Genomic DNA, 23,482 nt, shown 5'->3' on the forward strand with positions numbered 1-23,482 from the left:
TGCCCGATGTCCACAGGAAGATGATTGCTAGGTGGCCGAAGTGGGAGGCGAATATCTTTTGGTAAAGATTTTCCTCCGTCATGCCATCGTGGCTTTCAAAGTCGTGGGCTGTGGCTATCCCGTACCAGATCCTCCTTGTTGTCGGATCGGCTGCCAAGTCCTGGCTAAATTTTGGGAATTTTGTTGCCATAAGTCAGGATTGATGCTTTTCGCCCTATCCTAATGCAAGTGAGCCAGCTGAAAATAAAGCTTATAGAGGGAGGATAGCGCGAAAGAGTCAGTTTTTCAAGGTGTGGCTGTGAGATTGACCGGCTGGAAGCAGGAAGGGTGCCGGTTTCACTGGATGGGGTTGAGTGCTCCCCAAGATTCGGTTTCCTGTAGGGCCCACTGCCAGACCGCATAGCCAAAGGGGTTCAGATGCAATCCGTCTGTTGTCAATTCCTGTCGCAAATCCCCTCGCTCATCGGCAAAGTAAATATAGATGTCTAGATAGCTCGCACCTTCAAGGTAAGCGATGGCGGCTATCTGCCGGTTGAGGTTGCGAATCCTGCTGTTGGGTATGTCCGGCAGGCGGGTGGGAAGAATCGATTCCACTACGATTAGAGAGTGGGGGTGTTCGCGGCGCAGCTGGCGCAGGATCTGGCGGAAATTCCACAGAATTGCTCTGTCGCTTTCCCCCCGGCGCAGGTCGTTGATGCCGGCCATGATGTAGATGGTGTGGGGGTTGGTTTGGGAAAAGGCTGACAGCCGGCTGAGAACGCCACCGGCAGTGTCCCCAGAAATGCCCTGATTGAGCCAAAACCGGCCTGATGGGAGTTGGGTTGGGGGAAACCACAGGCTCAGGGAGTCTCCCAATAATATTGATAGGAGGTTGGAACCCTGTCCGCGAGCTATGGCACCGGCTTCCTGTTCCAGAAGGTCTTTCCAGTCCTCGTAGGTGGGTTGCTCTGTGGCATTGGCCCACAATGACCAATAGCTGTCCGCTGGCAAGCGGGTGTAAATCTGGCCATAGCTGAGGGCGGCTAGCCTTTGGTGGTACAGTTGCGCTCCGCTGACCGGCTTTCGGGTGCCGGTGCGAGAATATGCCAGTGAGTCAGGGTAGATTTGTGGGGAGAGGCTGGCTCCTGGTGGCAGGGGGATGGCCAATTGCGACAGAAGGGCTGCCGGTTGCGGTGGGTGCTTGCTGAATTCAGGGGCGGTGATTTCAGCAGTTGGAACTGTCTGGCGGTTGGTAACAGTCTGGAGGAACGGGGGTTGTGCCGGTGCGGCGCAAGCTGACATCTGCGCAGAGGTTAACAGACTGACAGCCAGCAGACAGGGATCGCTCATTTTGTTTGACTCCTTCACCTCTATCTATTAGTTTTGGCAGTCAGAACTGTTGGATTCAGGATATTTTAGCAGCTCAGACGCCTTGACTCTAGGCAAGGGTTGCCGGCATTCAGCAGCTTCTTAAAAGCTTGCCGGTGTGCCCTCTAAAATTATGCGGATAGGGTGGTATTTTTGGGGAAGTCTTAATATTAATAAACCCGGGAACTTCGGCGAAACCGGGTTTCTGTCACCTCGGAAATCCAGCGGTGAATTGTGCTGCGGGGAATGCTTAGGAGTGCCGGTGAGTTACTTGCGCTGGCTTTACACCGGCTTGCAGCGCCTGTCACAGCGCGGAAATATAGCAGAAGTCATATTAGTTAGGACATCCAAGATCTAGGTATAAAAGGCTTAGGACAGGCTTTTTCTCCGATACTAATGTCCTAACCTAACTGGCTACTGATATAATTGTGATTATCCAACTTGAAGATAGGACAATCTGTACAGCATAAATTCATTGGCATGAAGCTCAATGGATTGGCAAAAAATAATTCCAAATCAAATAGAGGAGTGAGATTTATATAGCAGCAGTCATATTGGTTAGAACAATAGAAGCTTCGGGAGCGGGGGAGCAAGGGAGGCCGGAATGTAGGTTTCCTAAATGCTTACTGCTATATAGACGTAGGGCAGGCGTCCGCCGAGCCTGAAGGTCTAATGTTCTAACCTAAGTGCATACTGCTATATATTCTGTCTGTATAGAAGCCTGTGGTTAGGTTAGTCAAGACAAAAAACGCAAAGTCGAACACTGAGGTTTCAGCAAGATCAGCCTCGCAACTTTGTCCTTGGCGTAGCCTCGGATCTGCCGATAGTGCGATCGCCTCCCTAGAACGTCTTAACCTAGCTACGGCTGAATATATAAACAGAAACCCGGTATCTTGACGATACCGGGTTTCTCATCTAGGTCTGATGCAACTTAATAATGCCAGCAGACTGAGTTGTGATTGACATCAACGCATTGAATGACATCTAAAGCGTTGCGTCTTCTGATGTTAAGTTCGCTGTCAGAAAGTGGCTCGAATGTAATCGGATGTCGATAACGCCATTCCCCGCAAACACCATCGACACCTACTTCTGGGCAAGGTCTTTCACCACGTCCTTGTAAACCAAAGGCGATAACTGTTTTCACACCGTCTTCCCATGTTAAAACACTGAATCCGCCACCCGACCAAGAGTGCCCGGAAAATGTGCAGGTTTGAGTAAGTTTAAGTTCTCCGTTGCGTAAAAACCAGCAATCGACTGGGGTTGGGTCTATTTTACTGGCGCTCGCTGGTGTTGTTTCCCAGGACAATATTGCTAAGGAGATGGTAAATAATATAGGCAGCTTTTTCACGTTTTTTATCCTCAAAATTAGATCGCAATCAATACCAAGTGACGCAGAATTTTTGGCCTAGTAGTTTGTCGCTTTTCTGTATAAAATATCGAGGACACAATGCACCTCACTCTTAACTGATTGTCTCTAAGCAGAAAGACTTAAGCTTTAGCTAGTATTGTCATAACTATATCCTGTATACAATCGAATAAAATAGCGTTATTTTCTCAAGTCCGGATACTGAACCGACGCCCGGGAAAGGAGAAGAGGAGAGTTTGTTGGAGTTGAGCTGTCAGTATTTTTTTAGCTCTATAGCAGTAGTAATATTGGTTAGTATATCAGTGGCCTAGGGATATAGCAGCAGTCATATTGGTTAGAACAATAGAAGCTTCGGGAGCTCTGGAGCAAGGGAGGCCGGAATGTACCTTTCCTGAATGCTTACTGCTATATAGACGTAGGGCAGGCGTCCCGCCCCCCCTGAAGGTCTAATGTTCTAATCTAAGTGGCTACTGCTATAAAAGGCGTAGGGCAGGCGTTCCCTCCGTGCCCTACTGTCCTAACTTAAGTGAATACTGCTCTATCTCAGGACTGGGCAAGGATTTTACAGATTGTCTTAATCGGACGCTTTTATCTCAGTCAGTCAACCGGCTTGCCGCCCCTACTTTCGATTAATCAAATCCTCTAAAAAAATCCCCCGCTTTATGGCAGGGGATTGGATTTATTAAGTTAAAGCTCTAGCAAGCTTTCAGTTAATCCTGAGGAATCAACCGAACTTACCGGCAGTGGAAGCAATCACGAAGGCAGCGTAGGTCAAGACATAACCCACGGTGAAGTGAGCCAGACCGACCAACCGGCCTTGGACGATGGACAGAGCCACCGGCTTGTCCTTCCAGCGAACCAAGTTGGCCAGAGGAGTGCGCTCGTGGGCCCACACCAGGGTTTCAATCAGTTCTTGCCAGTAACCGCGCCAGCTGATCAGGAACATGAAGCCGGTCGCCCAAACCAGGTGTCCGAACAGGAACATCCAAGCCCAGACGGAGAGGTTATTCATGCCGTAGGGGTTGTACCCGTTAATCAGCTGAGAGGAGTTCAGCCACAGGTAATCGCGCAGCCAGCCCATCAAGTAGGTGGAGGACTCGTTGAACTGGGCGACGTTGCCCTGCCAAATGCCCAGATGCTTCCAGTGCCAGTAGAAGGTCACCCAACCAATGGTGTTCAGCATCCAGAACATGGACAGGTAGAAGGAGTCCCAAGCGGAGATATCGCAAGTGCCGCCACGACCGGGCCCATCGCAGGGGAAGGCATAGCCGAAGTCCTTTTTGTCGGGCATCAGCTTGGAACCGCGGGCATCCAGCGCACCCTTGACCAGAATCAGGGTGGTGGTGTGCAAGCCGAGGGCGATGGCGTGGTGGACGAGGAAGTCGCCAGGACCGATGGTCAGGAACAGGGAGTTGGTGCCAGAGTTGATTGCATCCAACCAGCCTGGGAGCCAGACGTTGCCGCTGTTGGGCCAGGCGGTGGTGGCGATGCTGTCAGGATTGGACAGCAGGACGTCAAAGCCATAGAGGGCTTTGCCGTGTGCGGCTTGAATCCACTGGGCGAACACCGGCTCGATGAGAATTTGCTTCTCAGGGGTGCCGAAGGCTACAACTACGTCGTTGTGGACGTACAAGCCCAGGGTGTGGAAGCCCAGGAACAGGGACACCCAAGACAGGTGAGAGATAATCGCTTCTTTGTGTTCGAGTACCCGGTAGAGAACGTTGTTTTTGTTCTGTTCCGGATCGTAGTCGCGCACTAGGAAGATTGCCCCGTGGGCGAAGGCACCGACCATGATGAAGCCGGCGATGTACTGGTGGTGCGTGTACAGCGCTGCTTGAGTGGTGTAGTCCTTCGCCATGAAAGCGTAAGGAGGCAGCGAGTACATGTGCTGGGCCACCAGGGAGGTGATCACGCCCAGGGAAGCCAGGGCTAGGGCCAGCTGGAAGTGCAGCGAGTTGTTCAGGGTGTCGTACAGCCCTTTGTGACCGTCACCCAATTTGCCGGCGGGGGGCTTGTGAGCGTTCAAGATTTCCTTGATGCTGTGCCCGATACCGAAGTTGGTGCGGTACATGTGACCGGCAATGATGAAGATCACTGCGATCGCCAGATGGTGGTGGGCGATGTCGGTCAGCCACAGCGACTCGGTTTGCGGGTGGAAGCCTCCCAAGAAGGTGAGGATGGCTGTCCCTGCGCCTTCAGCGGTGCCGAACACATGGTTCGCGGTGTCCGGGTTCTGGGCGTACACGCCCCAGTTGCCGCTGAAGAAGGGGGCCAACCCTGCCGGGTGCGGCGGGGTGCTCAGGAAGTTATCCCAGCCGACGTGCTGGCCTCGGGATTCCGGGATGGCAACGTGGACTAAGTGGCCGGTCCACGCCAGGGAGCTCACCCCAAATAGGCCCGCCAGGTGGTGGTTCAAGCGCGATTCCGCATTTTTGAACCAGGAGAGGGAGGGGCGGTATTTGGGTTGCAGGTGCAGCCAGCCGGCGAACAGCATCACGGCGGCTAGGATGAGCAGGAACACCGAACCTTGGTAAAGGTCGCTGTTGCTGCGCATGCCGATCGTGTACCACCAGTGATAGACGCCGGAGTAGGCGATGTTGACTGGGTTGGACGCCCCCGCTTGCGTGAAAGCGTCTACTGCCGGTGCGCCGAAGTGCGGGTCCCAAATCGCGTGGGCGATCGGGCGGACGTTAAGAGGGTCAGTAACCCACTGTGGGAAGTTGCCTTGCCATGCCACATGGAACAGGTTGCCCGATGTCCACAGGAAGATGATTGCTAGGTGGCCGAAGTGGGAGGCGAATATCTTTTGGTAAAGATTTTCCTCCGTCATGCCATCGTGGCTTTCAAAGTCGTGGGCTGTGGCTATCCCGTACCAGATCCTCCTTGTTGTCGGATCGGCTGCCAAGTCCTGGCTAAATTTTGGGAACTTTGTTGCCATACGTCTCGATGAATCCTGACTCTTGAACCTCCCCCAACTGCCAGCTCTCTTATCGAGCCGGCTGCCGAAGTGAGTTCCTCTATATTTTACATCGAAAGATACAGCTCAGCTGCTGTATCTATAGAGCGTATCGATTGTTAACATTCCCCGGAACTGAGGCACCGATGGGAATTGCCTGTCTTTAGTTTAATGCTAAAAGGTGACTTTAGCAAAAAAATTTTAGATTTTGGATTCGAGAGTTTAGAGTGACTCTAAAAGCTCAAATCCAAAATCTAAAATCAGGGGGCTATTAGCCGACTGAAATGATGCGAGCTAGGAAGAATGCCCAGGTTGTGGCAATTCCGCCCAGGAGGTAGTGAGCTACCCCGACAGCCCGACCCTGAATGATGCTCAGAGCGCGAGGCTGAATCGCAGGAGCGACCTTCAGCTTGTTGTGAGCCCAGACGATGGACTCAATCAGTTCTTGCCAGTAGCCGCGACCGCTGAACAGGAACATGAGGCTAAATGCCCAGACAAAGTGAGCGCCCAGGAACAGCAAGCCGTAAGCGGACAGAGCTGAACCGTAGGATTGGATTACCTGAGAGGCTTGGGCCCACAGGAAGTCACGCAGCCAGCCATTGATGGTGATTGCGCTTTGAGCGAAGTTGCCGCCGGTGATGTGATCGATGGAGCCGTCTGGCGCAACGGTGCCCCAAACATCGGACTGCATCTTCCAGCTGAAGTGGAAAATCACAATCGAGAGGGAGTTGTACATCCAGAACAGACCCAAGAACACGTGGTCCCAGCCTGAAACTTGGCAGGTGCCGCCGCGACCGGGACCGTCGCAGGGGAAGCGGAAGCCCAGATTCGCCTTGTCGGGAATCAGGCGGGAGCTGCGGGCGAACAGCACGCCCTTGAGCAGGATCAGGACGGTGACGTGAATGGTGAAGGCGTGGATGTGGTGCACCATGAAGTCTGCCGTACCCAAGGTAATCGGCATCACGGCCACTTTCTCGGCAACCGCCACCACATCGCCGCCGAACACATAGCTGGCGGGTGCCAGAGCGTTGGGAGCGGTATTGCCCGGAGCCAGGAAGTGCAGGTTTTGCACCCACTGGGCGAACACCGGCTGCAGTTTAATCGCCGTATCGGAGAACATGTCTTGGGGCCGGCCCAAGGCACGCATGGTGTCATTGTGGATGTACAGCCCGAAGCTGTGGAAGCCGAGGAAAATGCACACCCAGTTTAGGTGAGAGATGATGGCATCCCGGTGGCGGATGACGCGATCCAGCAAGTTGTTGACATTCTTGGCTGGGTCGTAGTCGCGCACCATGAAGATGGCGGCGTGAGCGCCGGCACCGACAATCAGGAACCCGCCAATCCACACGTGGTGGGTGAACAGGGACAGCTGAGTCGGGTAGTCGATAGCGATGTACGGATACGGAGGCATCGCGTACATGTGATGGGCCACGATGATGCTCAGGGAACCCATCATGGCCAGGTTGATAGCCAGCTGAGCGTGCCAGGAAGTGGTGAGGATTTCGTAAAGACCCTTGTGGCCTTCACCAGTGAAGGGGCCTTTGTGAGCCTCCAACATTTCCTTCATGCTGTGGCCAATGCCCCAGTTCGTCCGGTACATGTGACCGGCAATGATGAACAGCACAGCTATAGCCAAGTGGTGGTGAGCCGAATCAGTCAGCCACAAGCCACCCGTAACCGGATTCACACCGCCCTTGAAGGTCAGGAAGTCGGCATACGCACCCCAGTTCAAGGTGAAGAAGGGAGTCAGGCCCTTGGCGAAACTGGGGAAGAACTGCGCCATGGCGTCTGTGTTCATCACATATTCCTGGGGCAGCGGGATGTCTGCGACGCTGGCGATGACTTTGCCGTTGAAAGTCAGCGGTTTGCCGGCATCGATGGCATCGAGCATGGCGTTCACCGGCAAGGAGACGTGAATCTGGTGGCCCGCCCAAGACAAGCTCCCCAGACCCAGCAAACCTGCCAAGTGGTGGTTCATCATCGACTCCACATTCTGGAACCATTCCAGTTTGGGAGCCCGCTTGTGGTAGTGGAACCAGCCGGCGAACAGCATCAGTCCTGCCATCACCAGCGCCCCAATCGCTGTTACATACAGCTGGAAGCTATTGGTGAAGCCAGAAGCCCGCCACAGCTGGAACAGACCAGAGGTGATCTGAATCCCGTGGAAGCCACCGCCAACGTCGGCGTTGAGAATTTCTTGACCGACAATTGGCCATACGACTTGAGCGCTAGGCTTGATGCCGGTCGGATTGCTCAGCCAAGCTTCGTAGTTGGAAAACTTAGCGCCGTGGAAATACGCGCCGCTCAACCAGACGAAGATGACAGCCAGATGGCCAAAGTGAGCGCTAAATATCTTGCGGGAAACGTCTTCCAGGTCACTGGTGTGACTGTCGAAATCGTGAGCGTTGGCGTGCAGGTTCCAAATCCAGGTGGTGGTTTTTGGTCCCCGAGCCAAGGAGCGGTCGAAGTGTCCTGGCTTGCCCCACTTCTCAAAGGAAGTGGCTACCGGGTCTTTATCGACTGTTACCTTGACTTTTGGCCCTCGCTCAGGAGGACTGATTGTCATCGAGACTCTCCTCTCTAATAACTACGAACGAGTAATGCTTCACCGATACTTTTTCGCTAACAACCTTTAACAGTTGCTCACGAATACATAAGCTGAGAGAGTCTCTCAACCCAGCCGTATCAAGCAATGCCCGCAGGAAAACCCACGAACACCATTTAGATCCCAATCCAGATACCGTCTGCCAATTCATGAGGCTAGAAAAACGGACACGTGGATTTAAAACGACCACTCACCTTTGGTTTTCAGGTTGGAGTGGCACCTGGATCTAAGGCAACCACCCACAATCATGGTTTTCTGGTTGGAGTGGGCACCTTAGCAAATCATAGCATACCTCAGCAAGTGTTAACAAATCGGCTGCTGCTCACACCCCTAGACTTGGCCTTGCGCTAAGAGCGCACGGCGCTGCGCCTACAGGCAGTGGTTCGCCTTTCTGTTGAGCGCTGGTTGGCCCTTGAAAGGCGACGCTCATTAAACCGATGTTGAGCTTCTTAACTGTTTACAGTTTATAGCAAGCTACTGGTTTCGAGACGCAACCGTTCCAAAAAAATTACCCAAATCTACCCGGGGCGCAAATCCGCAGGGCGTTTAAGCAATTGTTTTGTGGCGAGCGGGAGAATCAATCCCTGCAGCCACAACCGGCAGTGACTCTACCCCCTCCGCCTTAAAGGCATTGGGGAGCAGTTTGCGGATATTTTTTCCAGCCTGCCGGACACGAGCGCATAAATCGCCGACCGGCTCTCCTGCTGATTATAAGGAGGACATGAGATTTTTTGGAAGTCAGACCCTTTTGCGCTTGCTGCGCGCCACGGCGGACGCGCGCGCAAGCGCAACGGCAAGGACTCCAGCCATCACCTGTCGGGCACTCGGCTCTGAGAGCGCGAGCGCTGACTGCCTGCTGTACCGTCGCTGAATTATAAGTCTTGCCGCCGGCTGTATCTGAGAGTGCTTAACAAAAATTTAGAAATCCCTCCAGTGGTTGCCACCTCTCCTTCCAACTCCCAAGCCCCTGTAAAAAGTCAAGGGGGGCGGCGATTTTTTTACAAAACTAAACAATCCTTTCAGAAAAGAGGGCGGGCTCTCACCCGGACGCTGCTTTTGGGTCTATCCAGGTCAGCAGCCAAGCTGAGAATTTTTGTCAAACACCCGGATAGGGCAATATGGTTTTTGGGATTTGGCAGCAACATCAGTTGCGCTTTGAGCCATTCCCCGTCAGTCCATTGAAATCTTCCTCAGGATTGGATTACATATTTCAATAGAACGCATAGGAGAGTGGCTGCGTGTTTGGGATGAATTGGCTAAAGACTGCGGCGAGAGCGCTGCTGGCATCGCTGGTGGCCGTCGTTTTGCTATTGGGTACGGTCAGCTGTGGGGATCGCCTCCAGCCCTCAAAGGAATTGGACAGCGGTGGCGCTCCACCGGCTCGGGTGGAGGAAAAAATCTCTGAAGTCTCCCCACCCTCCGTCATTCAAGAGCTGCGCCAGACTGCCGACCTCTACCGGCCTCAAGTGGCAATTCTCAGCCCCCAGCCAGAAGAAGTGCTGCAAGACACAAAGGTTTCTGTGCTGCTGCAGGTTCGGGACCTGCCGGTCTTCAAGAACCCCGATCTGGGACTTGGCCCTTACCTGACCGCGATCCTGGACAACCAACCGGGCAGAGAAGTTTACGACCTCAACGAGCCGGTCCTCTTCGAGGACGTGCCCCCAGGAACCCACACCCTGCGGGTGTTTGCCTCCCGCCCCTGGCACGAGAGCTATAAAAATGAGGGTGCCTACGCCCAAACCACCTTTCACATTTTTGCCAAAACCGAGGACAGCCGGCCCGATCGGGCCCTGCCCCTGCTGACTTACAACCGTCCCACCGGAACTTACGGGGCTGAGCCGGTGATGCTGGACTTCTACCTCACCAACGCCCCACTCCACCTCGCCGCCCAAGAAAATCCCGACGACGAGATATCCGACTGGCGAATTCGCGTCACCGTGAATGGCCAAAGCTTTGTCCTCGACCGCTGGGAGCCGATTTACCTCAAAGGCTTCAAACCGGGCAAAAACTGGGTGCAGCTGGAATTTCTCGACGAACAGGGCAACCCGGTTAAAAACGCCTTTAACAGTACAGTGCGCCTGATCTCCTACGAACCGAAAGGAAAAGACACCCTTTCCAAGCTCGTTCGCGGCGAACTCCCTGCTGCGGCACTTCTGGGCATTGTAGATCCCAGCTACATCGCTCCGCCGCCCGCCCCCGAACCAAAACCGGCACCCGCACCGGCAGCAAAACCAGCACCAACACCGGCACCGGCACCGGCACCGGCAGCAAAACCAGCACCCACACCGGCACCCGCAGCGGGAGCAAAACCAGCACCGGCACCCGCACCGGCACCCGCACCGGCACCGCAACCGGAAGTCACCCCAGAAGTGCCCGCACCGGCACCCGCACTCGCACCGCAACCGGAAGTCACCCCAGAAGTGCCCGAACCCTCCGCCACCCCGGAAGCAACAGCACCGGCACCAGCCGAAACCAGCCCCGAACCTGCTGCTAGCACGTCGGAAACAGCAACAGCTGAGGTGAGAGAAGCTGAATCGGATGCTGGGGCAGCTTATGAAAACGAACCGCAAGCCGAGAAGGAGCCCCAAGAGTAAAAATGCGGCGGCTTAGGGCAATTAGGCGTGTTTGGGAACCCCTCGAAAATCATCCCGTCAGGTAAATATCCCGGATGAAATGTTCTCGCACATGCAAATTATAATCCCCCCCTAATATGCAGATTGAGGGAGTAAATGATGCCCGATAAACTGCTACAAGCCGCCATTTTAACCTTCTCGCTCAACCTAATGATGGCCATATCATCGCCGACAGCAGCTCCAAATACTCCGGGATTGCTGGAGCAGGAAATTCTGCTGTTTGCGGGGGCTCACAGGAGCCCTATCCCACAGGAAGATCGCTTCCGTTTAATCGGGCCTGGGTTGGCATCAGAAATCACAAGTCAGAAGGGAGAGGTTAGGGGTGAGGGGTTACGGCTTAGATCTGAGATATAGCACCTAACACTAACACCTAAAACCTAAAACCTAAAACCTAAGACCTAAGGTTAGGAGTTAGAGCCAATGCGGCATGGGAAGCAGCTCCGCAGGAGCGGCGTGCCCCATCGCCCCCCGCCCCCATCGCCCCCCGCCCCCATGCCCTATGCCCTATGCCCTATCCCCCATGCCCACAAAGTACCGATACCTGCTGTTTTACAAGCCTTATGGCGTTTTGAGCCAGTTCACAGACACCGGCAGTGCTGGCCAAGACCGGCTGACACTCAAAGACTGGGTGCCGGTGCCATCAGTCTACCCAGCAGGGCGTCTGGATCGAGACAGTGAGGGGCTGCTGCTGCTCACCAACAACGGGCAACTGCAGCACCGGCTGCTTGACCCCCGATTTGGCCACCCCCGCACCTACTGGGTGCAAGTGGAGCGCATTCCGGATGAAGACGCCCTACAGCACCTGCGCTCGGGCGTAGAGATCGAAAATTACCGCACCCGACCGGCAACAGTTGAGCGGCTGCCGGCGGAACCCTCCCTGCCACCTCGCGACCCACCGGTTCGGTTTCGCAAAAATGTTCCCACAGCTTGGCTGCAGATCGGCCTCACAGAGGGGCGAAACCGGCAGGTGCGGCGGATGACAGCAGCCGTGGGGTTTCCCACCTTGCGGCTGGTGCGAGTGGCCATTGGCCCCCTGCGTTTAGAAGCGCTAGAACCGGGGCAGTGGCGGGACTTAACCGCATTGGAACTCAAACAGCTGTGCCAGTCCCTGAACTTCCAGAGGCAGCGGGCGTTATAGGTCTTGCTTCGGGCCGGGGACCAGTGATCTGCGCCTCACCGGCCTTCCGCGCCCGGGTTTCCCGCCCCCTATTTCCCCGGTTTCTGGAATTGTCCTGACCCGCTATCGGTCTGCCTCGCGCCCCCACCTAAATAAAAATCCTATAATTTACGATTGAATACATTATTTTACAGTCCAGTGGGGGGGGCATGCCTGCCGGCCCGGCCAGACTGAACCGAGTGCGGGTTCCTGAAAATTTCCTAAAATATTTGAACAGTTATCGACAAAGCTTAATAAAATTAAACAAAGGGGAGGAAATGATGGTGCGAGGTGTGATGGTGCGAGGTGTGATGGTGCGAGGTGTGATGGTGCGAGGTGTGATTGTGCGAGGGGTGGCGGTGCCGGCAGTACAGGGAGAGACAGCGTTTATTTCTGTCAGAATTGGGGAGTAATTCCAGACAGCGAAGCGTCAGCAGACTTCCCCACTCCGGATGAAAATCTATCTCCGCCCCAGTGGTCTTGGAAAGCGGAGCGCAGGCTGTCTGTAGGGCCGGGGCACGGATGCCCCACGAAGCATTCTGTCAGAGCAGCAGACGGAAATTGCACTAGCAAAATTCGGGGGAAACCTTTAACAAGGTGCTGAATAGTTTTAGACTGAAGTGGTGCCGGTTCCCCCAACCCCAAAACTCAAAATAATGAAGGGCACCAGACGCGGTGAGACTCGACAGCTTAAGGATTTAGGGCCACTGAAATTGGGTCAAGCCGGGAGCGGCAGACTAATTCCCACTCCCCTTGCTTTGGAGGCAGACAGTAACAGCCCCCAGTCAGGGAGTTTGGAATGTTGAGCTATCAGTAAAGCGCGAGAAACTCATCAGTCAAAACGAGGGGGCGGGCCGGTTTAACGAGAATGCCGGCGTGACACTCAGCTGTGGCAGCCTGCCATCTAACCGCCCGAAGGCAAGGGGGACGCCCCACCGGCAGGCGACGTGCGAGGGGGCGGTGCCTGTGCTACAAGGATGTTAGGAAGCGCGTACTGGTGCGGAATCGAGAGTGAAAGTCGCCCACTGTCACAACCCAGCCTATACTAATTCATAACCGATCATGCTCGTCTGTCCCAAATGCCAGTTCAAAAACCCGAGTGCCAACAAGTTTTGCCAGCAATGCGGCACGTCCCTGACCCACAAAGTCTGTTCTGAATGCGGCGCTCAGGTGGCGCTGTCCGCGCAAAACTGCCACAACTGCGGTGCTGCGGTAGGGACCGTGTGGCTGGCCATTATCTGGGAAGAGAGTGCCGGCGCTTTGGCCGGGCCTCACGGCGCAGGGGCAGCGCTGCGTGGCTGCCCTCAGGCACTGGCGGCAAGCGCCCCCCAAGAGGCCACGCTGCCAAAGAGGGCAGACGCTGCTGTGAGTTCAGACACTCCCGCAGAAAACAGCGCCACCGCTACAGCAGGATATACAACCAGCGCTCCCACGCTCATTCAAAGTGAGCCCCCAGCCCCCTCCGGGGGTGCCGGCCTTGAGTATTTAGACGCAGAGCAGCGGTACAGACTCCTGGAACCCTTGCCGCCAGAAGAAGGAGCAAACACGGCACAGACAGAAGTAAGAGTCCTGGATTGCAAGCCATTCCAGCTGTCTCCCCTGGCAGCCTTTGCGGAAGCCTGCGCAGGGCAAACCCAGATCCAGCCCTCGGCGAGCGCAAAAGGGGAGGCGGCGAGGCCAGAAGTAAAAGCCAGCGTCAAAAATATAGCAGAGCGGGAGATTCCCGTGATGGCGCAGGCGTATTTAGCGCTCCAGTCGCAGCTGTATCTGAATCTGCCAGCGATCCACGATGCGTGGGGGCACAGAGGACAGTCTGTGGTGCTGCTGGAGGAAAGATCCGATTTACCCCTGCTTTCAGAGCGCTGGGACAATGACAGCGTTGCCACGGTGAATCTGTTACATTGGCTGTACGAAATGGCTTCCCTGTGGGCGGCGCTCGAACCTTGGTCGCAGCGTCAAAGCCTGCTGGTGGAGAGCAATCTGCGAGTGGATGAGAACGAAATCCTCTGCTTGCGACGCTTGTATCCTGAACAATCGGACGCCCCTATAGGGTTGCAGGATTTAGGCCAGCTGTGGCAGGGATTATTTGAGCGGTCTGGGCGCACCCAGCTCGGGTCGGTGACCCAGCTGCTGCGCGAGTGCTGCCAAGGTGAGATTCAGACGGTGGATACGCTGCGCTCCCGTCTGGACGAGATTGCCGAGGAACTGGAAACGAGCGCCCCTAGAGTGCCGGTGGAGATCGGAGAGGATGATGAAGACATACCCACGATTATTCTGCCGGTGCAGTTGCTGGCCCTGGATTATGCTGGCCGCACCGATATCGGTCGCCAGAGAGACCACAATGAGGACTACTTTGGCATAGATACGAAGATGGAAAATCTGGAAAGTCCCCAGATCCGAACCGCACACGCCCGCTGCCTGTTTGTTCTGTGTGATGGTATGGGAGGGCACGCCAGTGGGGAAGTGGCCAGCGCTCTGGCCGCTGACACCCTGCGGCAATATTTCCAGACCCACTGGCTTGACCAAATGCCCGCAGAATCCAGCATCCGGGAGGCGGTGCTCTCAGCCAACCGGGCGATCTATGAGCTCAACCAAAAAGAAAAAAGCACAGGGCAAGGGCGGATGGGCACAACTCTAGTGATGGCGTTACTGCAAGACACCCAGGTTGCGATTGCCCATGTGGGGGACAGCCGCCTCTATCGCGTCAGCCGCCAGCAGGGGCTACAGCAACTCACCGCCGATCACGAGGTGGGCCAGCGGGAAATTAAACGGGGCGTGGCTGCCGATATTGCCTACTCCCGCCCGGACGCTTACCAGCTCACCCAGGCGTTGGGCCCGCGCAGCGAGGAGTTCATTAATCCTGACGTGCAGTTTCTGGAACTGCACGAAGACACCCTGCTGCTCCTGGCCTCCGATGGCCTGACGGACAATAATTTGCTGGAAACCCACTGGGAAACTCTCCTGGCTCCCCTCCTCAGTCCAGACGCCAGTTTGGAACGCGGAGTCAGCCAGCTGATTGACCTCGCCAACCAGTACAATGGCCACGACAACATCACCGCTCTGGTGGTGCGGGTCCTGGTGCAGCCGGGCCGCACTGCGTAGGGGCAGCCCCCCGTGGATGCCCGCCCCCGGCGGGCGATCTGCGGATATCCGCCCGCCAGTTTTGGATTTTGGATTGCTCTGTTTTGGACTGCTCCCCCGTCTCAAATCTAAAATCTAAACCCTCAAATCGCTTGTGGTTACCCTGACCCTTTTAGATCCCCAACAGCAAACTCCCCTGAAACAGTGGCAGTTTGAGAATGAGCCGGCCATCCGCATTGGCCGCTCTCCGGACAATCATGTGGTCGTCAGCGATCTCTTGGTTTCCCGGCAGCATCTGGAATTGTCTCTGGGTGCCGGCGGGACTTGGCACCTGGTTAATTACGGCACCAATGGCACCTTTGTTGACGGCACCCTCGTGTCTCGGGGGCCGATCTCCGACGGTGCCCTGATCCAGTTGGCAGCCAGTGGCCCGCTGCTTAAATTTCACATCGGCTCACCCGTGGCCGCTGGTGCGTCTTGGGGAAATTTGAGGCCCATTGGGGCTCAAATTCTGATTGGGGAGAGTCAGAAGGCCGGCGCTCAATGGGGGCAAGATATATCGGGACCGCTGCTTTCCTGCACTCATGCCGGCAATAGCCCGGCGAACTTGTTCTGCATCCACTGCGGCCAACCCCTGAAAGTTGAGGGCACCATCCGCCAGTATCTGGTGTTGCGCACCCTGGGCAAAGGCGGCATGGGCACTACCTATCTGGCTTGCCAGCCAGCGGGATATGGCGAAACGCCCCAGCTGCTGGTTCTCAAGGAAATGAATGCCGATATGGCCAAGATTGCCAAAGCCCGCGAACTGTTTGAGCGGGAGGCTCGCACCTTGCAGTCGCTTTGCCATCCGGGAATTCCCAGGTTTTTTGACTTTTTTGTGGAGGGGAACAAGAAATATCTGGCGATGGAACTGATCCACGGTCAGGATTTGGAGAAGCTGGTTTTTCAGACCGGCCCATTAGTGCCGGCCCAGGCGATTGAGTGGATGATTCAAACCTGTGACGTTCTGGACTATCTCCACAGTCAAGACCCCCCAATCGCACACCGGGATATTAAACCGGCCAATTTGATGGTCCGCCATCCCGACGGTCGCGTGGTGGTGCTCGACTTTGGAGCCGTCAAAGAGATCGGCACTCCCCAAGGCACTCGCATCGGTGCCCCGGATTACAGCGCCCCCGAACAGAGTCGCGGCCAGCCACTGATTCAGTCCGACCTGTACGCTCTAGGCCCCACTCTGATTTTCCTGCTCACCGGCAGGAGCCCCCACAGCTTTTTTCAGCGACGGGGCCAGCACTACCGGTTTAACCTTGAAACTATTCCCACTATCGCACCCGATTTGCGGGCTGTCATCGACCGGGTGACGGAACCCAAACCCGGCGACCGCTACCAGACAGCAAACGAGCTCGTCCGGGCTTTGGCTGACTGTCTGTAGGGCCCTAGGCCGGCGCAGGGGGACCGTGACGCCCCTCTAGACGTCCTCCTCCCAGGTTTCCACCGCCAGCAGTTCGCTGACGGGGTCTTGCATGGAAAAGTCAAATTCGTGCAGTTCTTTTTTCCAATAGGGCCAGTCATCCCCATAGAGGAAGGCAATCTTCCAAATGCTATCCGTTGGCTTGATTAGCTTGGATTCCACAAGAGAACGCACCTGACGCTGGAACTTCACCATCGGGTGAATAACCTGCTGGTTCATACGAACTTTCACCATGATTAAATTTGGCAAATACTTCTGACTCGTAGGCTTCCGTCTACCGATTTATTCCCTATGCGTAGATATGCAGGCGGTCGGGAAGCTGCCTTATATTCTTTTAGCGCAGCACCTGCGGTTTTGGCAAGTTTTTTTTTGCACAGGCGTGCCGGCCCCTTTGTGCTGCCTGATACTTTTGCGCGACATTATTCCGGACATTACCGGACAATGCAACGATGGGACTATCACCGTCAAAGGCAATAGAGGCGGTATCCCGCAAAGCTTTCAGGAGAATCCCAGGCATCGCCATTCCAGTCCTGCGATAGCGTCAAGCCGCTACTGGGACAGTGGAAAACTTTGCAGCCACTGTGCGCGGGGGTGAACGTGACCGCAGCGAGTGCAAGTCTTGCTCGTTGCGGGAGGCTGAAAAGCCCGCCGGCACTCAAAGATGCAGTGGGGCATCCCTGCCGGACAAAGGCCTCGGGGGCGGGCACCCTGTCCATTCCCCTCCCAGTATAAAACAGAACTGAGGTTCAAGGGTTGGGTATGATCGGGAGGGTATTAATCTTGCTCCTCCGGAGTTGCTTATGGCTCGCTACACTGGTTTGTTTGTGGTTGCAGTTCCCTTTGACCGTCTGAGGCAATTGCTCTATGACGTTTTTGAATCCTGCGGCTGTGAGGTGATCTACGACACTGGGGACTATCTGATGGCCCGCGAAATTCCGGGAAGGATCTCCTATCCCAAATTAGTGAAAGCAGAAGTGATCATCCACCGGCCCAGTGACGAAAATCAGGACATTCGTATGAAGGTCGAGATGAAAAACGAGGAACTGCCCCTTCAACATGATAACCACTGCCGCCAGATGTTTGATTATATTTGGCAGGCCATCACGCAAAACCGGCAGTGGCAAGTGGTGGAAAGCACCGCTGGCTAGGGGCCAGGCGCTCAAGGCCCATACAAAAGCCGGCGCAGGTAGAAGCCCTTGATGCGTGACCCCTCAACTCTAGCACGCATCTCGAGTCAGCTGTGAGGAGTGAGCAATCAACCAGACCCGTCCGGCGGCTGGTGTGGGAGCCATTCTTTTGAGCAGCTCATGCCATCCCCGCTCGCACTCACTGTTGATGGCAAAGAACCCGGAAACGCTCCTGACCCTTTAAATTCCTTTTGAATCCTTATCTGACGCACCGCCGCTAAACGCTGGTAGAGAAGAATTATTTCCCCTATAATGCGCGTTAATTGGTGATGCGCCCTTTCGTAAGTTAATAAACTTATTAAACGGAATTGAAGGGATTTCAGGAGCTGGGCTCCTGCCGGCTGCTTTTGGCAGATTGAGAGCGCTTCCGGTTAATTGCCCGGGAGCATCAAGGGTTGTGCAAAGAAGCCCAAATGAATGGGATAATGATTGCACCAGGCAATAGAAGAAGAATAGTGTTGGCCCGCACCAAACCCGGCAACGGGATTGAAATAATTGCCGGCCATTACTTTTCTGCTACATTTACCGAAATATTCCGGATATTACGGGACAATACAACGATAGCAGTATCTCCGTCAAAGATGATAGAGGCGTTATCCCGCAAAGCTTTCAGGAAAATCCCAGGCATCGCCATTACAGTCCCGGGATAGCATAAACGCGCAATGGGGACAGGGGAAAATTCATAGATCCACTATCTGGCCAATAGGGCTGCCCTGAAATCTTTCGGTGTATTATATCACGCTATCCTGCTTTGCCCGGAAAATCGGGGATTAAATTTTCTCTTCCCTGAAGCCTCTGACTCTGGGGAGACGGCGCACAGCGCAACGCCTTGGTGCTGGGCGCTGTCGCGTCCCGCAAGGCAGGCGCTGCGAGGGGGCCAAAGCCATCACTGGCGGCGCAACAGCAGCGAATTGGCCACCACACTGACAGAACTGAACGCCATCAGGGCACCGGCAGCAGCGGGACCGAGGGCAATGCCAAATGCCGGCAGCAGCGCACCGGCAGCCAGCGGAATCCCCAGACTGTTGTAGGCAAACGCCCAGAACAAATTCTGGCGGATTTTGATGAATGTGCGCCGGCTCAGCTGAATTGACTCGACGACATCCATTAATTTATCCCGCACCAGCACAATGCCAGCGGTTTCCACAGCCACGCCGGTGCCGGAGTGCAGGGCAATGCCGGCATCTGCAATGGCCAGCGCCGGGGCGTCATTGATGCCGTCTCCCACCATTGCCACTCGCTGCCCCATAGATTGCAGGCCGGCTATCGCCGCCGCTTTGCCCTCTGGACGAAGGCCGGCAATCACGTCCTCTGCTGCCAGCCCCAAGCTCTGGGCAATGGAGCGAGCGGCTTCGGGCCGGTCGCCGGTCAGCAGCATCACCCGCAATCCCATCTGGCGCAACTTCTCTACCGTCGCACTGGCGTCGGATCTGAGCGTGTCGGCACAGGCAATGAGCCCGGCGAGCGCTCCCCCAACGGCCACATAAACCACCGTCTTCCCCTGAGAGGCCAGCTCCTGCGCCTGCTGTGCCGCTGCTTCACTGACCGGGACTCCCAGTTGACCCAGCCAGTCCGCCGATCCCAGCACCACCTGAACTCCGCCGGCTCTGGCGCTCGCCCCCAACCCCGGTTCGGTATAGAAATCCTCCGCCGGCAGGGGGGAGAGCCCGAGCCGGCTGGCTTCCCGCACAATCGCCACTCCCAGGGGGTGGCGGGTGCCGCTCTCTACTGTCGCGGCGAGCTGCAGCAAGTATTTCTGAGAGTTTTCTTCTCGCTCCCTGTTCGAGAGGGAAAACAAGTCTGAGTGGGCAAATAGCAGGCATTCGGTGACTTCTGGCTGGCCTGCCGTCAGGGTGCCGGTTTTGTCAAAAACGACAGTATTCACCCGGAAAACATGTTCGAGGATGTCGCCACCGCGAATTAGCAGCCCGCGCTCCGCACCGATGCCGGTGCCGACCATGATGGCTGTCGGTGTGGCCAGTCCCAGGGCGCAGGGGCAGGCGATGACTGTGACAGCAATCGCCAGCTTCAAACTCAGCAGCAGGGGTGAGGTGTGACCGGCAATCGCCCCGACTGCCCCGGAAAGCATGTGAGAGTGGCTGAGCAGCGCGGCAGCGGGCGCTGGCGCTGCGTGGCCCAGAACATCTGGCCAGAGGTGGGTGCCGGCAAAATACCAGAACAGGAAGGTGAGAGCGGCGGCGGTGATGACGCCGTAGGTGAAATAGCCGGCTACGGTATCCGCCAGCAACTGCACCGGCGCTTTCCGGGTTTGAGCTTCTTCGACCAAGGCAACTATCTGGGCGAGGGTGGTGTCCGCGCCGGTGCGGGTGGCCCGCATGACAATCGCTCCCGACTGGTTCAGGGTGCCGGCGGCGACTTGCGCCCCCGGAAGCTTGCGCACCGGCACGGATTCGCCGGTGAGCGCCGACTCATCCACGGTGGTGCTGCCGGCGGCCACTTCCCCATCCACGGGGATTTTCTCGCCCGGAAGGACCCGCAACCATTCCCCGGTGCGGACATCGGCGACTGGAATTTCCACCCCCTCAGCGCTGGAATTTGAAGCTGGATTGGGAACCAAACGAGCCGCCGCCGGCTGCAAGGCCATCAGGGCTTGCAGAGCGGCTGCGGCTCTCTGTCTGGCCAGCTGTTCTGCGGTTCTGCCCAGGAGGATGAAGCCCAGCATCATCACCGGCTCGTCAAAGAAGCACTCCCACTGCAGCGCCGGGAACAGCAGTGCGGCGCAGCTGGCCAGGTAGGAACTCAGGGAACCCAACCCAACCAGGGTGTTCATATTGGGAGCGTTGCGCCACAAAGACACCCCGCCCGAAACTAAGATGGTGCGTCCCGGACCGAGCAGGGCTGCTGTGGCCAGACCCCAGTGGAACCAAAGATTGCTCAGCAGGGGTATTTCTCCCCCGAGCAGCCCCCCTAGATGGCCAATTCCGGAGAGGAGGATGAGAGCTAGGGCAATCCCTAACCGCCACAGCTGCTGCTGGATTTCTTGCCGCTGCCGGTCAGCTTGACTGGTGCTGCCTGCGCTGCTGCCCAGTCCGGAATCCCGCAGCTGAGTGGGAAAGCCGGTGGAGGTGAGGCGTTTGGCCAGGTCTGCTGGCTCAACGCTGCCGGCCTCACACTCGACTCTGGCCACTTCAGTGGCGAGATTGACGCTGGCTGAGACTACACCCGGATGCTGTGCCAGCTGCCGCTCCACAGCTCTGACGCAACCGGCACATTTCATACCGGCGACATCTAGGGTAATTATCTCTCGGGCAGGAGGGGCCTTTGCGCCGGCCTTGGGGCGTGCGCCTTGTGCTTTGGCTGTCTCTGGAGAAAGTTGCATAGAAAGATTGCCCAATTGATCGCTACTGCACAGCGCCTTGCCAGATCCGCCCTGTTTAAGCGCGTCTGCAAAGCGTCTCTGTTTCGAGGGTAGGCGATCTGGCCGGGGATTGCCCCAGAATTGCTAACTTTCTTTAAGTTTCACCGCAGTCAACAGACGCCAAAGGGGGCTCTGTTGGGTCAGGAGCGCTCCCATGTCACGGCTGACATTTTCAGTGGCCGTGCCAATTTTCTGAAAAATCCGATCTCGGTTGCGCCGATTTGTGGGAGTTGTGGTATAATAATAGGCTCGCTATCGACAGTCTGAGAAACCCGGTTTCTTAAACAATACCTTCGCCAAAAAAGGAAAGGGCTTTTGTAGTACAGTTGTTGTTTACTACAACGACAACTGAGAACTCCACAAAAGCCCATGCTTGACATCTTACCACTTTTACAGTGCCTGCAACCAGAGATTGGGGCCACCAGTGTGCGTCAACTAAGCCGGATTGCCTTTGCCATGTTGGCCATGACAGGACGAGTGACCATGCTGAGCCTGTCCCGCTGGGCGGGCCCAGGTGGGAGTTATCGAACTGTCCAAAGATTCTTCCACACGGCCCTCCCTTGGGCCACTCTGTTCTGAATATTTTTTCGCCAGCATTTATACCGGAGTTCTGAAGTCTATCTTCTGGCAGGAGATGAAGTGGTCGTCACCAAAGCCGGTAAAAAAACCTACGGACTTGAGCGCTTCTTTTCTAGTCTGTATGGCAAATCCTTAACCGGGCTATCTTTCTTCACACTATCATTAGTGAGTGTGCAGCAAAAACGTTCATTTCCTCTAAGGGTCGAACAGGTCATCAAGAGCGAGCGTGAAAAGTTGAGCCAGGGGTCTGAAAATACAGAGTCTAGCCCGCCCAAAGGCCAAGTCAAACGACCCAAGGCGAGTCGGAGTAAAAATCAAACGGTCGGGACGGCTCTCGACCCAATACCTAAAAATCGAGGGGGGCGACCTGCCGGCAGTAAAAATCAAAATAAAAGCGCCGTCCCTCTCAATCCTGAATTATTGCAAATCCAAGGTTGGATAGAGTCATTGCTTAAACTGTTGGGCGGTATGCTGCCCCTGACTTATCTGCTATTGGACGGTCACTTTGGCAATAATGCATCTCTGCAAATGGCCCGCCGGCTGAATTTACATCTAATTTCAAAGCTTCGTTACGATTCGGCGCTTTATATCCCCTATCAAAACCCCGACCCTGACCGAAAGTGCCGCCGCAAATATGGAGATAAGCTTGACCTACGCAACATGCCCCCTCAATACCTGAAGAACAGCGCGATTGATGGGCCAATCCTCACCGATATCTATCAAGCGCAACTGCTCCACAAGGAATTTGCTCAACCTCTGAATGTGGTGATTCTGGTCAAGACTCATCAAAGCACTAATGCTCGCCACCACGTCATTTTATTTACCAGTGACCCTGACTTGCCTTACGACAAGTTAATAAATTTTTACAGCCTGCGCTTTCAAATCGAATTTAATTTTCGGGACAACAATTCTGGGGCCTGGAAGATTTTATGAATGTCAGCCAAACGGCAGTAACTAATGCGGCCAATCTCTCATTTTTCATGGTCAACCTGTCCCATCACCTGCTGGGTACTGGCCGGGGGAAGCATTGTGGGGACAGTGTGCTGGATCTCAAAGCCATGTGTCGGGGCTCAAAATATGTGGCCGAAATCATAAAACTCCTTCCGGAAAAACCTGAGCCAGTTTTATTGGCTCAGATTTTCCAACGTATATCCCGCCTGGGTCGTATCCACCGGCCACCCGCTTGTAGCACCCTCGACTGAATTGGCGAAGGTATTGTTAAAGAAACCGGGTTTCTGGCATGTTTCTGGCATGTACTTCATGCAACTGAAAGCTCAGCAGCTGCTGCTGGAGGGCCAAAAGACAATCCCCCGGCTGCCAAGCCGGGGGACTGTAACGTAATATTCCTTCCGTTTCATCGCTCATAATTAAGTTGTCCTTTCATCTAGAAAAATCGTAAATTTTGCGAAATCCTAAAAAAGAGCAATCAAGCGGTAATTATAGATGCCCCTGAGGGGTGAGGTGCCCTGGCGCTTTTGCAAAAGACCTGTATTGATAGCATATTGCAGAGATTGGTTCAATATCAGGCGCTGCGCTTAACTGTCCCGTCAGCATACAGTTCCATTGGCACGAGTTCGACTTTACCGTTGACCTTGATTTGGCTGTAGACGATCTTAACGAATGCGGGGTGCTGCTGGTTGTGGTGGTAAGACATACTTGGTTTCCTCCGTTGGGCTTTCTCTCTTTCTCTTACTTACCAGTGTGGCTGATATCCATATCACA

The 23,482-nt window shown here is 55.3% G+C and carries 16 protein-coding genes and 2 pseudogenes; 9 read left to right on the forward strand and 9 right to left on the reverse strand.

The window, feature by feature from the left end; all coding sequences use genetic code 11:
• From OSC10802_RS38730 to psaA, 5 genes are all read right to left on the reverse strand, one after another.
• A partial coding sequence (locus OSC10802_RS38730; RefSeq protein WP_044169962.1) for a hypothetical protein occupies positions 1-190 on the reverse strand: 190 nt, incomplete at its 3' end.
• A 146-nt stretch (positions 191-336) separates the two neighbouring features.
• Positions 337-1,329, reverse strand: coding sequence for a GDSL-type esterase/lipase family protein (locus OSC10802_RS0104965; RefSeq protein ID WP_017715681.1), 993 nt, complete (start codon positions 1,327-1,329; stop codon positions 337-339).
• A 949-nt stretch (positions 1,330-2,278) separates the two neighbouring features.
• The gene (locus OSC10802_RS45830; protein ID WP_071593281.1) at positions 2,279-2,695 is read right to left on the reverse strand and encodes a hypothetical protein; all 417 of its coding nucleotides are present in this window, start codon (positions 2,693-2,695) and stop codon (positions 2,279-2,281) included.
• A 742-nt stretch (positions 2,696-3,437) separates the two neighbouring features.
• Entirely contained in the window at positions 3,438-5,651 is a 2,214-nt protein-coding gene (gene psaB, locus OSC10802_RS0104975; protein ID WP_017715684.1) for a photosystem I core protein PsaB, read from the reverse strand.
• Between the two features lie 289 nt (positions 5,652-5,940).
• Entirely contained in the window at positions 5,941-8,235 is a 2,295-nt protein-coding gene (gene psaA / locus OSC10802_RS0104980; protein ID WP_017715685.1) for a photosystem I core protein PsaA, read from the reverse strand.
• Between the two features lie 1,286 nt (positions 8,236-9,521).
• Here psaA and OSC10802_RS38735 point away from each other — a divergent pair.
• From OSC10802_RS38735 to OSC10802_RS0105015, 7 genes are all read left to right on the forward strand, one after another.
• The gene (locus OSC10802_RS38735; protein ID WP_017715686.1) at positions 9,522-10,868 is read left to right on the forward strand and encodes a hypothetical protein; all 1,347 of its coding nucleotides are present in this window, start codon (positions 9,522-9,524) and stop codon (positions 10,866-10,868) included.
• A 138-nt stretch (positions 10,869-11,006) separates the two neighbouring features.
• Positions 11,007-11,261: a QAALIT motif small membrane protein gene (locus tag OSC10802_RS57175; RefSeq protein WP_512699223.1), complete on the forward strand. Its 255-nt coding sequence runs from the start codon at positions 11,007-11,009 to the stop codon at positions 11,259-11,261.
• Between the two features lie 166 nt (positions 11,262-11,427).
• The gene (locus OSC10802_RS0105000) at positions 11,428-12,045 is read left to right on the forward strand and encodes a pseudouridine synthase (protein WP_026098178.1); all 618 of its coding nucleotides are present in this window, start codon (positions 11,428-11,430) and stop codon (positions 12,043-12,045) included.
• Positions 12,046-12,293: 248 nt separating this feature from the next.
• Positions 12,294-12,476: a hypothetical protein gene (locus tag OSC10802_RS0105005; RefSeq protein ID WP_155967391.1), complete on the forward strand. Its 183-nt coding sequence runs from the start codon at positions 12,294-12,296 to the stop codon at positions 12,474-12,476.
• 340 nt (positions 12,477-12,816) lie between these two features.
• Positions 12,817-13,047 (forward strand): hypothetical protein, encoded by a 231-nt coding sequence (locus OSC10802_RS48885; RefSeq protein ID WP_155967392.1) that lies wholly within the window; start codon positions 12,817-12,819, stop codon positions 13,045-13,047.
• 78 nt (positions 13,048-13,125) lie between these two features.
• A complete protein-coding gene (locus tag OSC10802_RS0105010) occupies positions 13,126-15,165 on the forward strand; it encodes a serine/threonine phosphatase (RefSeq protein WP_017715690.1) in 2,040 nt (679 codons plus the stop codon).
• 133 nt (positions 15,166-15,298) lie between these two features.
• Positions 15,299-16,576, forward strand: a complete 1,278-nt coding sequence (locus tag OSC10802_RS0105015; protein ID WP_017715691.1) for an FHA domain-containing serine/threonine-protein kinase — start codon at positions 15,299-15,301, stop codon at positions 16,574-16,576.
• A gap of 36 nt (positions 16,577-16,612) precedes the next feature.
• On the opposite strand, the gene OSC10802_RS0105020 is transcribed toward OSC10802_RS0105015, so the two are convergent.
• Entirely contained in the window at positions 16,613-16,834 is a 222-nt protein-coding gene (locus OSC10802_RS0105020; protein WP_017715692.1) for a DUF4327 family protein, read from the reverse strand.
• 193 nt (positions 16,835-17,027) lie between these two features.
• Positions 17,028-17,242: pseudogene (locus OSC10802_RS54040) on the reverse strand (zinc ribbon domain-containing protein); the annotation flags it as partial.
• A gap of 173 nt (positions 17,243-17,415) precedes the next feature.
• Here OSC10802_RS54040 and OSC10802_RS0105030 point away from each other — a divergent pair.
• The gene (locus OSC10802_RS0105030; protein ID WP_017715694.1) at positions 17,416-17,763 is read left to right on the forward strand and encodes a hypothetical protein; all 348 of its coding nucleotides are present in this window, start codon (positions 17,416-17,418) and stop codon (positions 17,761-17,763) included.
• Between the two features lie 925 nt (positions 17,764-18,688).
• On the opposite strand, the gene OSC10802_RS0105040 is transcribed toward OSC10802_RS0105030, so the two are convergent.
• A complete protein-coding gene (locus OSC10802_RS0105040; RefSeq protein WP_017715696.1) occupies positions 18,689-21,142 on the reverse strand; it encodes a heavy metal translocating P-type ATPase in 2,454 nt (817 codons plus the stop codon).
• A gap of 408 nt (positions 21,143-21,550) precedes the next feature.
• On the opposite strand from OSC10802_RS0105040, the pseudogene OSC10802_RS38745 reads away from it, so the two are divergent.
• Positions 21,551-22,962: pseudogene (locus tag OSC10802_RS38745) on the forward strand (transposase).
• A gap of 320 nt (positions 22,963-23,282) precedes the next feature.
• Here the strand turns inward: OSC10802_RS38745 and OSC10802_RS55445 are convergent.
• On the reverse strand, positions 23,283-23,414 hold the full coding sequence (locus OSC10802_RS55445; protein ID WP_017715698.1) for a hypothetical protein: 132 nt from the start codon (positions 23,412-23,414) through the stop codon (positions 23,283-23,285).
• Between the last annotated feature and the right edge of the window lie 68 nt (positions 23,415-23,482).

Source organism: Kamptonema formosum PCC 10802, from assembly GCF_000332335.1.
GTDB lineage: Bacteria > Cyanobacteriota > Cyanobacteriia > Cyanobacteriales > Oscillatoriaceae > Oscillatoria.

Bases quoted from the DNA above. Each gene is read 5' to 3' on its own strand.
- OSC10802_RS0104965 (WP_017715681.1), bottom strand. From the start codon at position 1,329: ATGAGCGATCCCTGTCTGCTGGCTGTCAGTCTGTTAACCTCTGCGCAG.
- psaB (WP_017715684.1), bottom strand. From the start codon at position 5,651: ATGGCAACAAAGTTCCCAAAATTTAGCCAGGACTTGGCAGCCGATCCG.
- psaA (WP_017715685.1), bottom strand. From the start codon at position 8,235: ATGACAATCAGTCCTCCTGAGCGAGGGCCAAAAGTCAAGGTAACAGTC.
- OSC10802_RS38735 (WP_017715686.1), top strand. From the start codon at position 9,522: ATGAATTGGCTAAAGACTGCGGCGAGAGCGCTGCTGGCATCGCTGGTG.
- OSC10802_RS57175 (WP_512699223.1), top strand. From the start codon at position 11,007: ATGCCCGATAAACTGCTACAAGCCGCCATTTTAACCTTCTCGCTCAAC.
- OSC10802_RS0105000 (WP_026098178.1), top strand. From the start codon at position 11,428: ATGCCCACAAAGTACCGATACCTGCTGTTTTACAAGCCTTATGGCGTT.
- OSC10802_RS0105010 (WP_017715690.1), top strand. From the start codon at position 13,126: ATGCTCGTCTGTCCCAAATGCCAGTTCAAAAACCCGAGTGCCAACAAG.
- OSC10802_RS0105020 (WP_017715692.1), bottom strand. From the start codon at position 16,834: ATGAACCAGCAGGTTATTCACCCGATGGTGAAGTTCCAGCGTCAGGTG.
- OSC10802_RS0105030 (WP_017715694.1), top strand. From the start codon at position 17,416: ATGGCTCGCTACACTGGTTTGTTTGTGGTTGCAGTTCCCTTTGACCGT.
- OSC10802_RS0105040 (WP_017715696.1), bottom strand. From the start codon at position 21,142: ATGCAACTTTCTCCAGAGACAGCCAAAGCACAAGGCGCACGCCCCAAG.
- OSC10802_RS55445 (WP_017715698.1), bottom strand. From the start codon at position 23,414: ATGTCTTACCACCACAACCAGCAGCACCCCGCATTCGTTAAGATCGTC.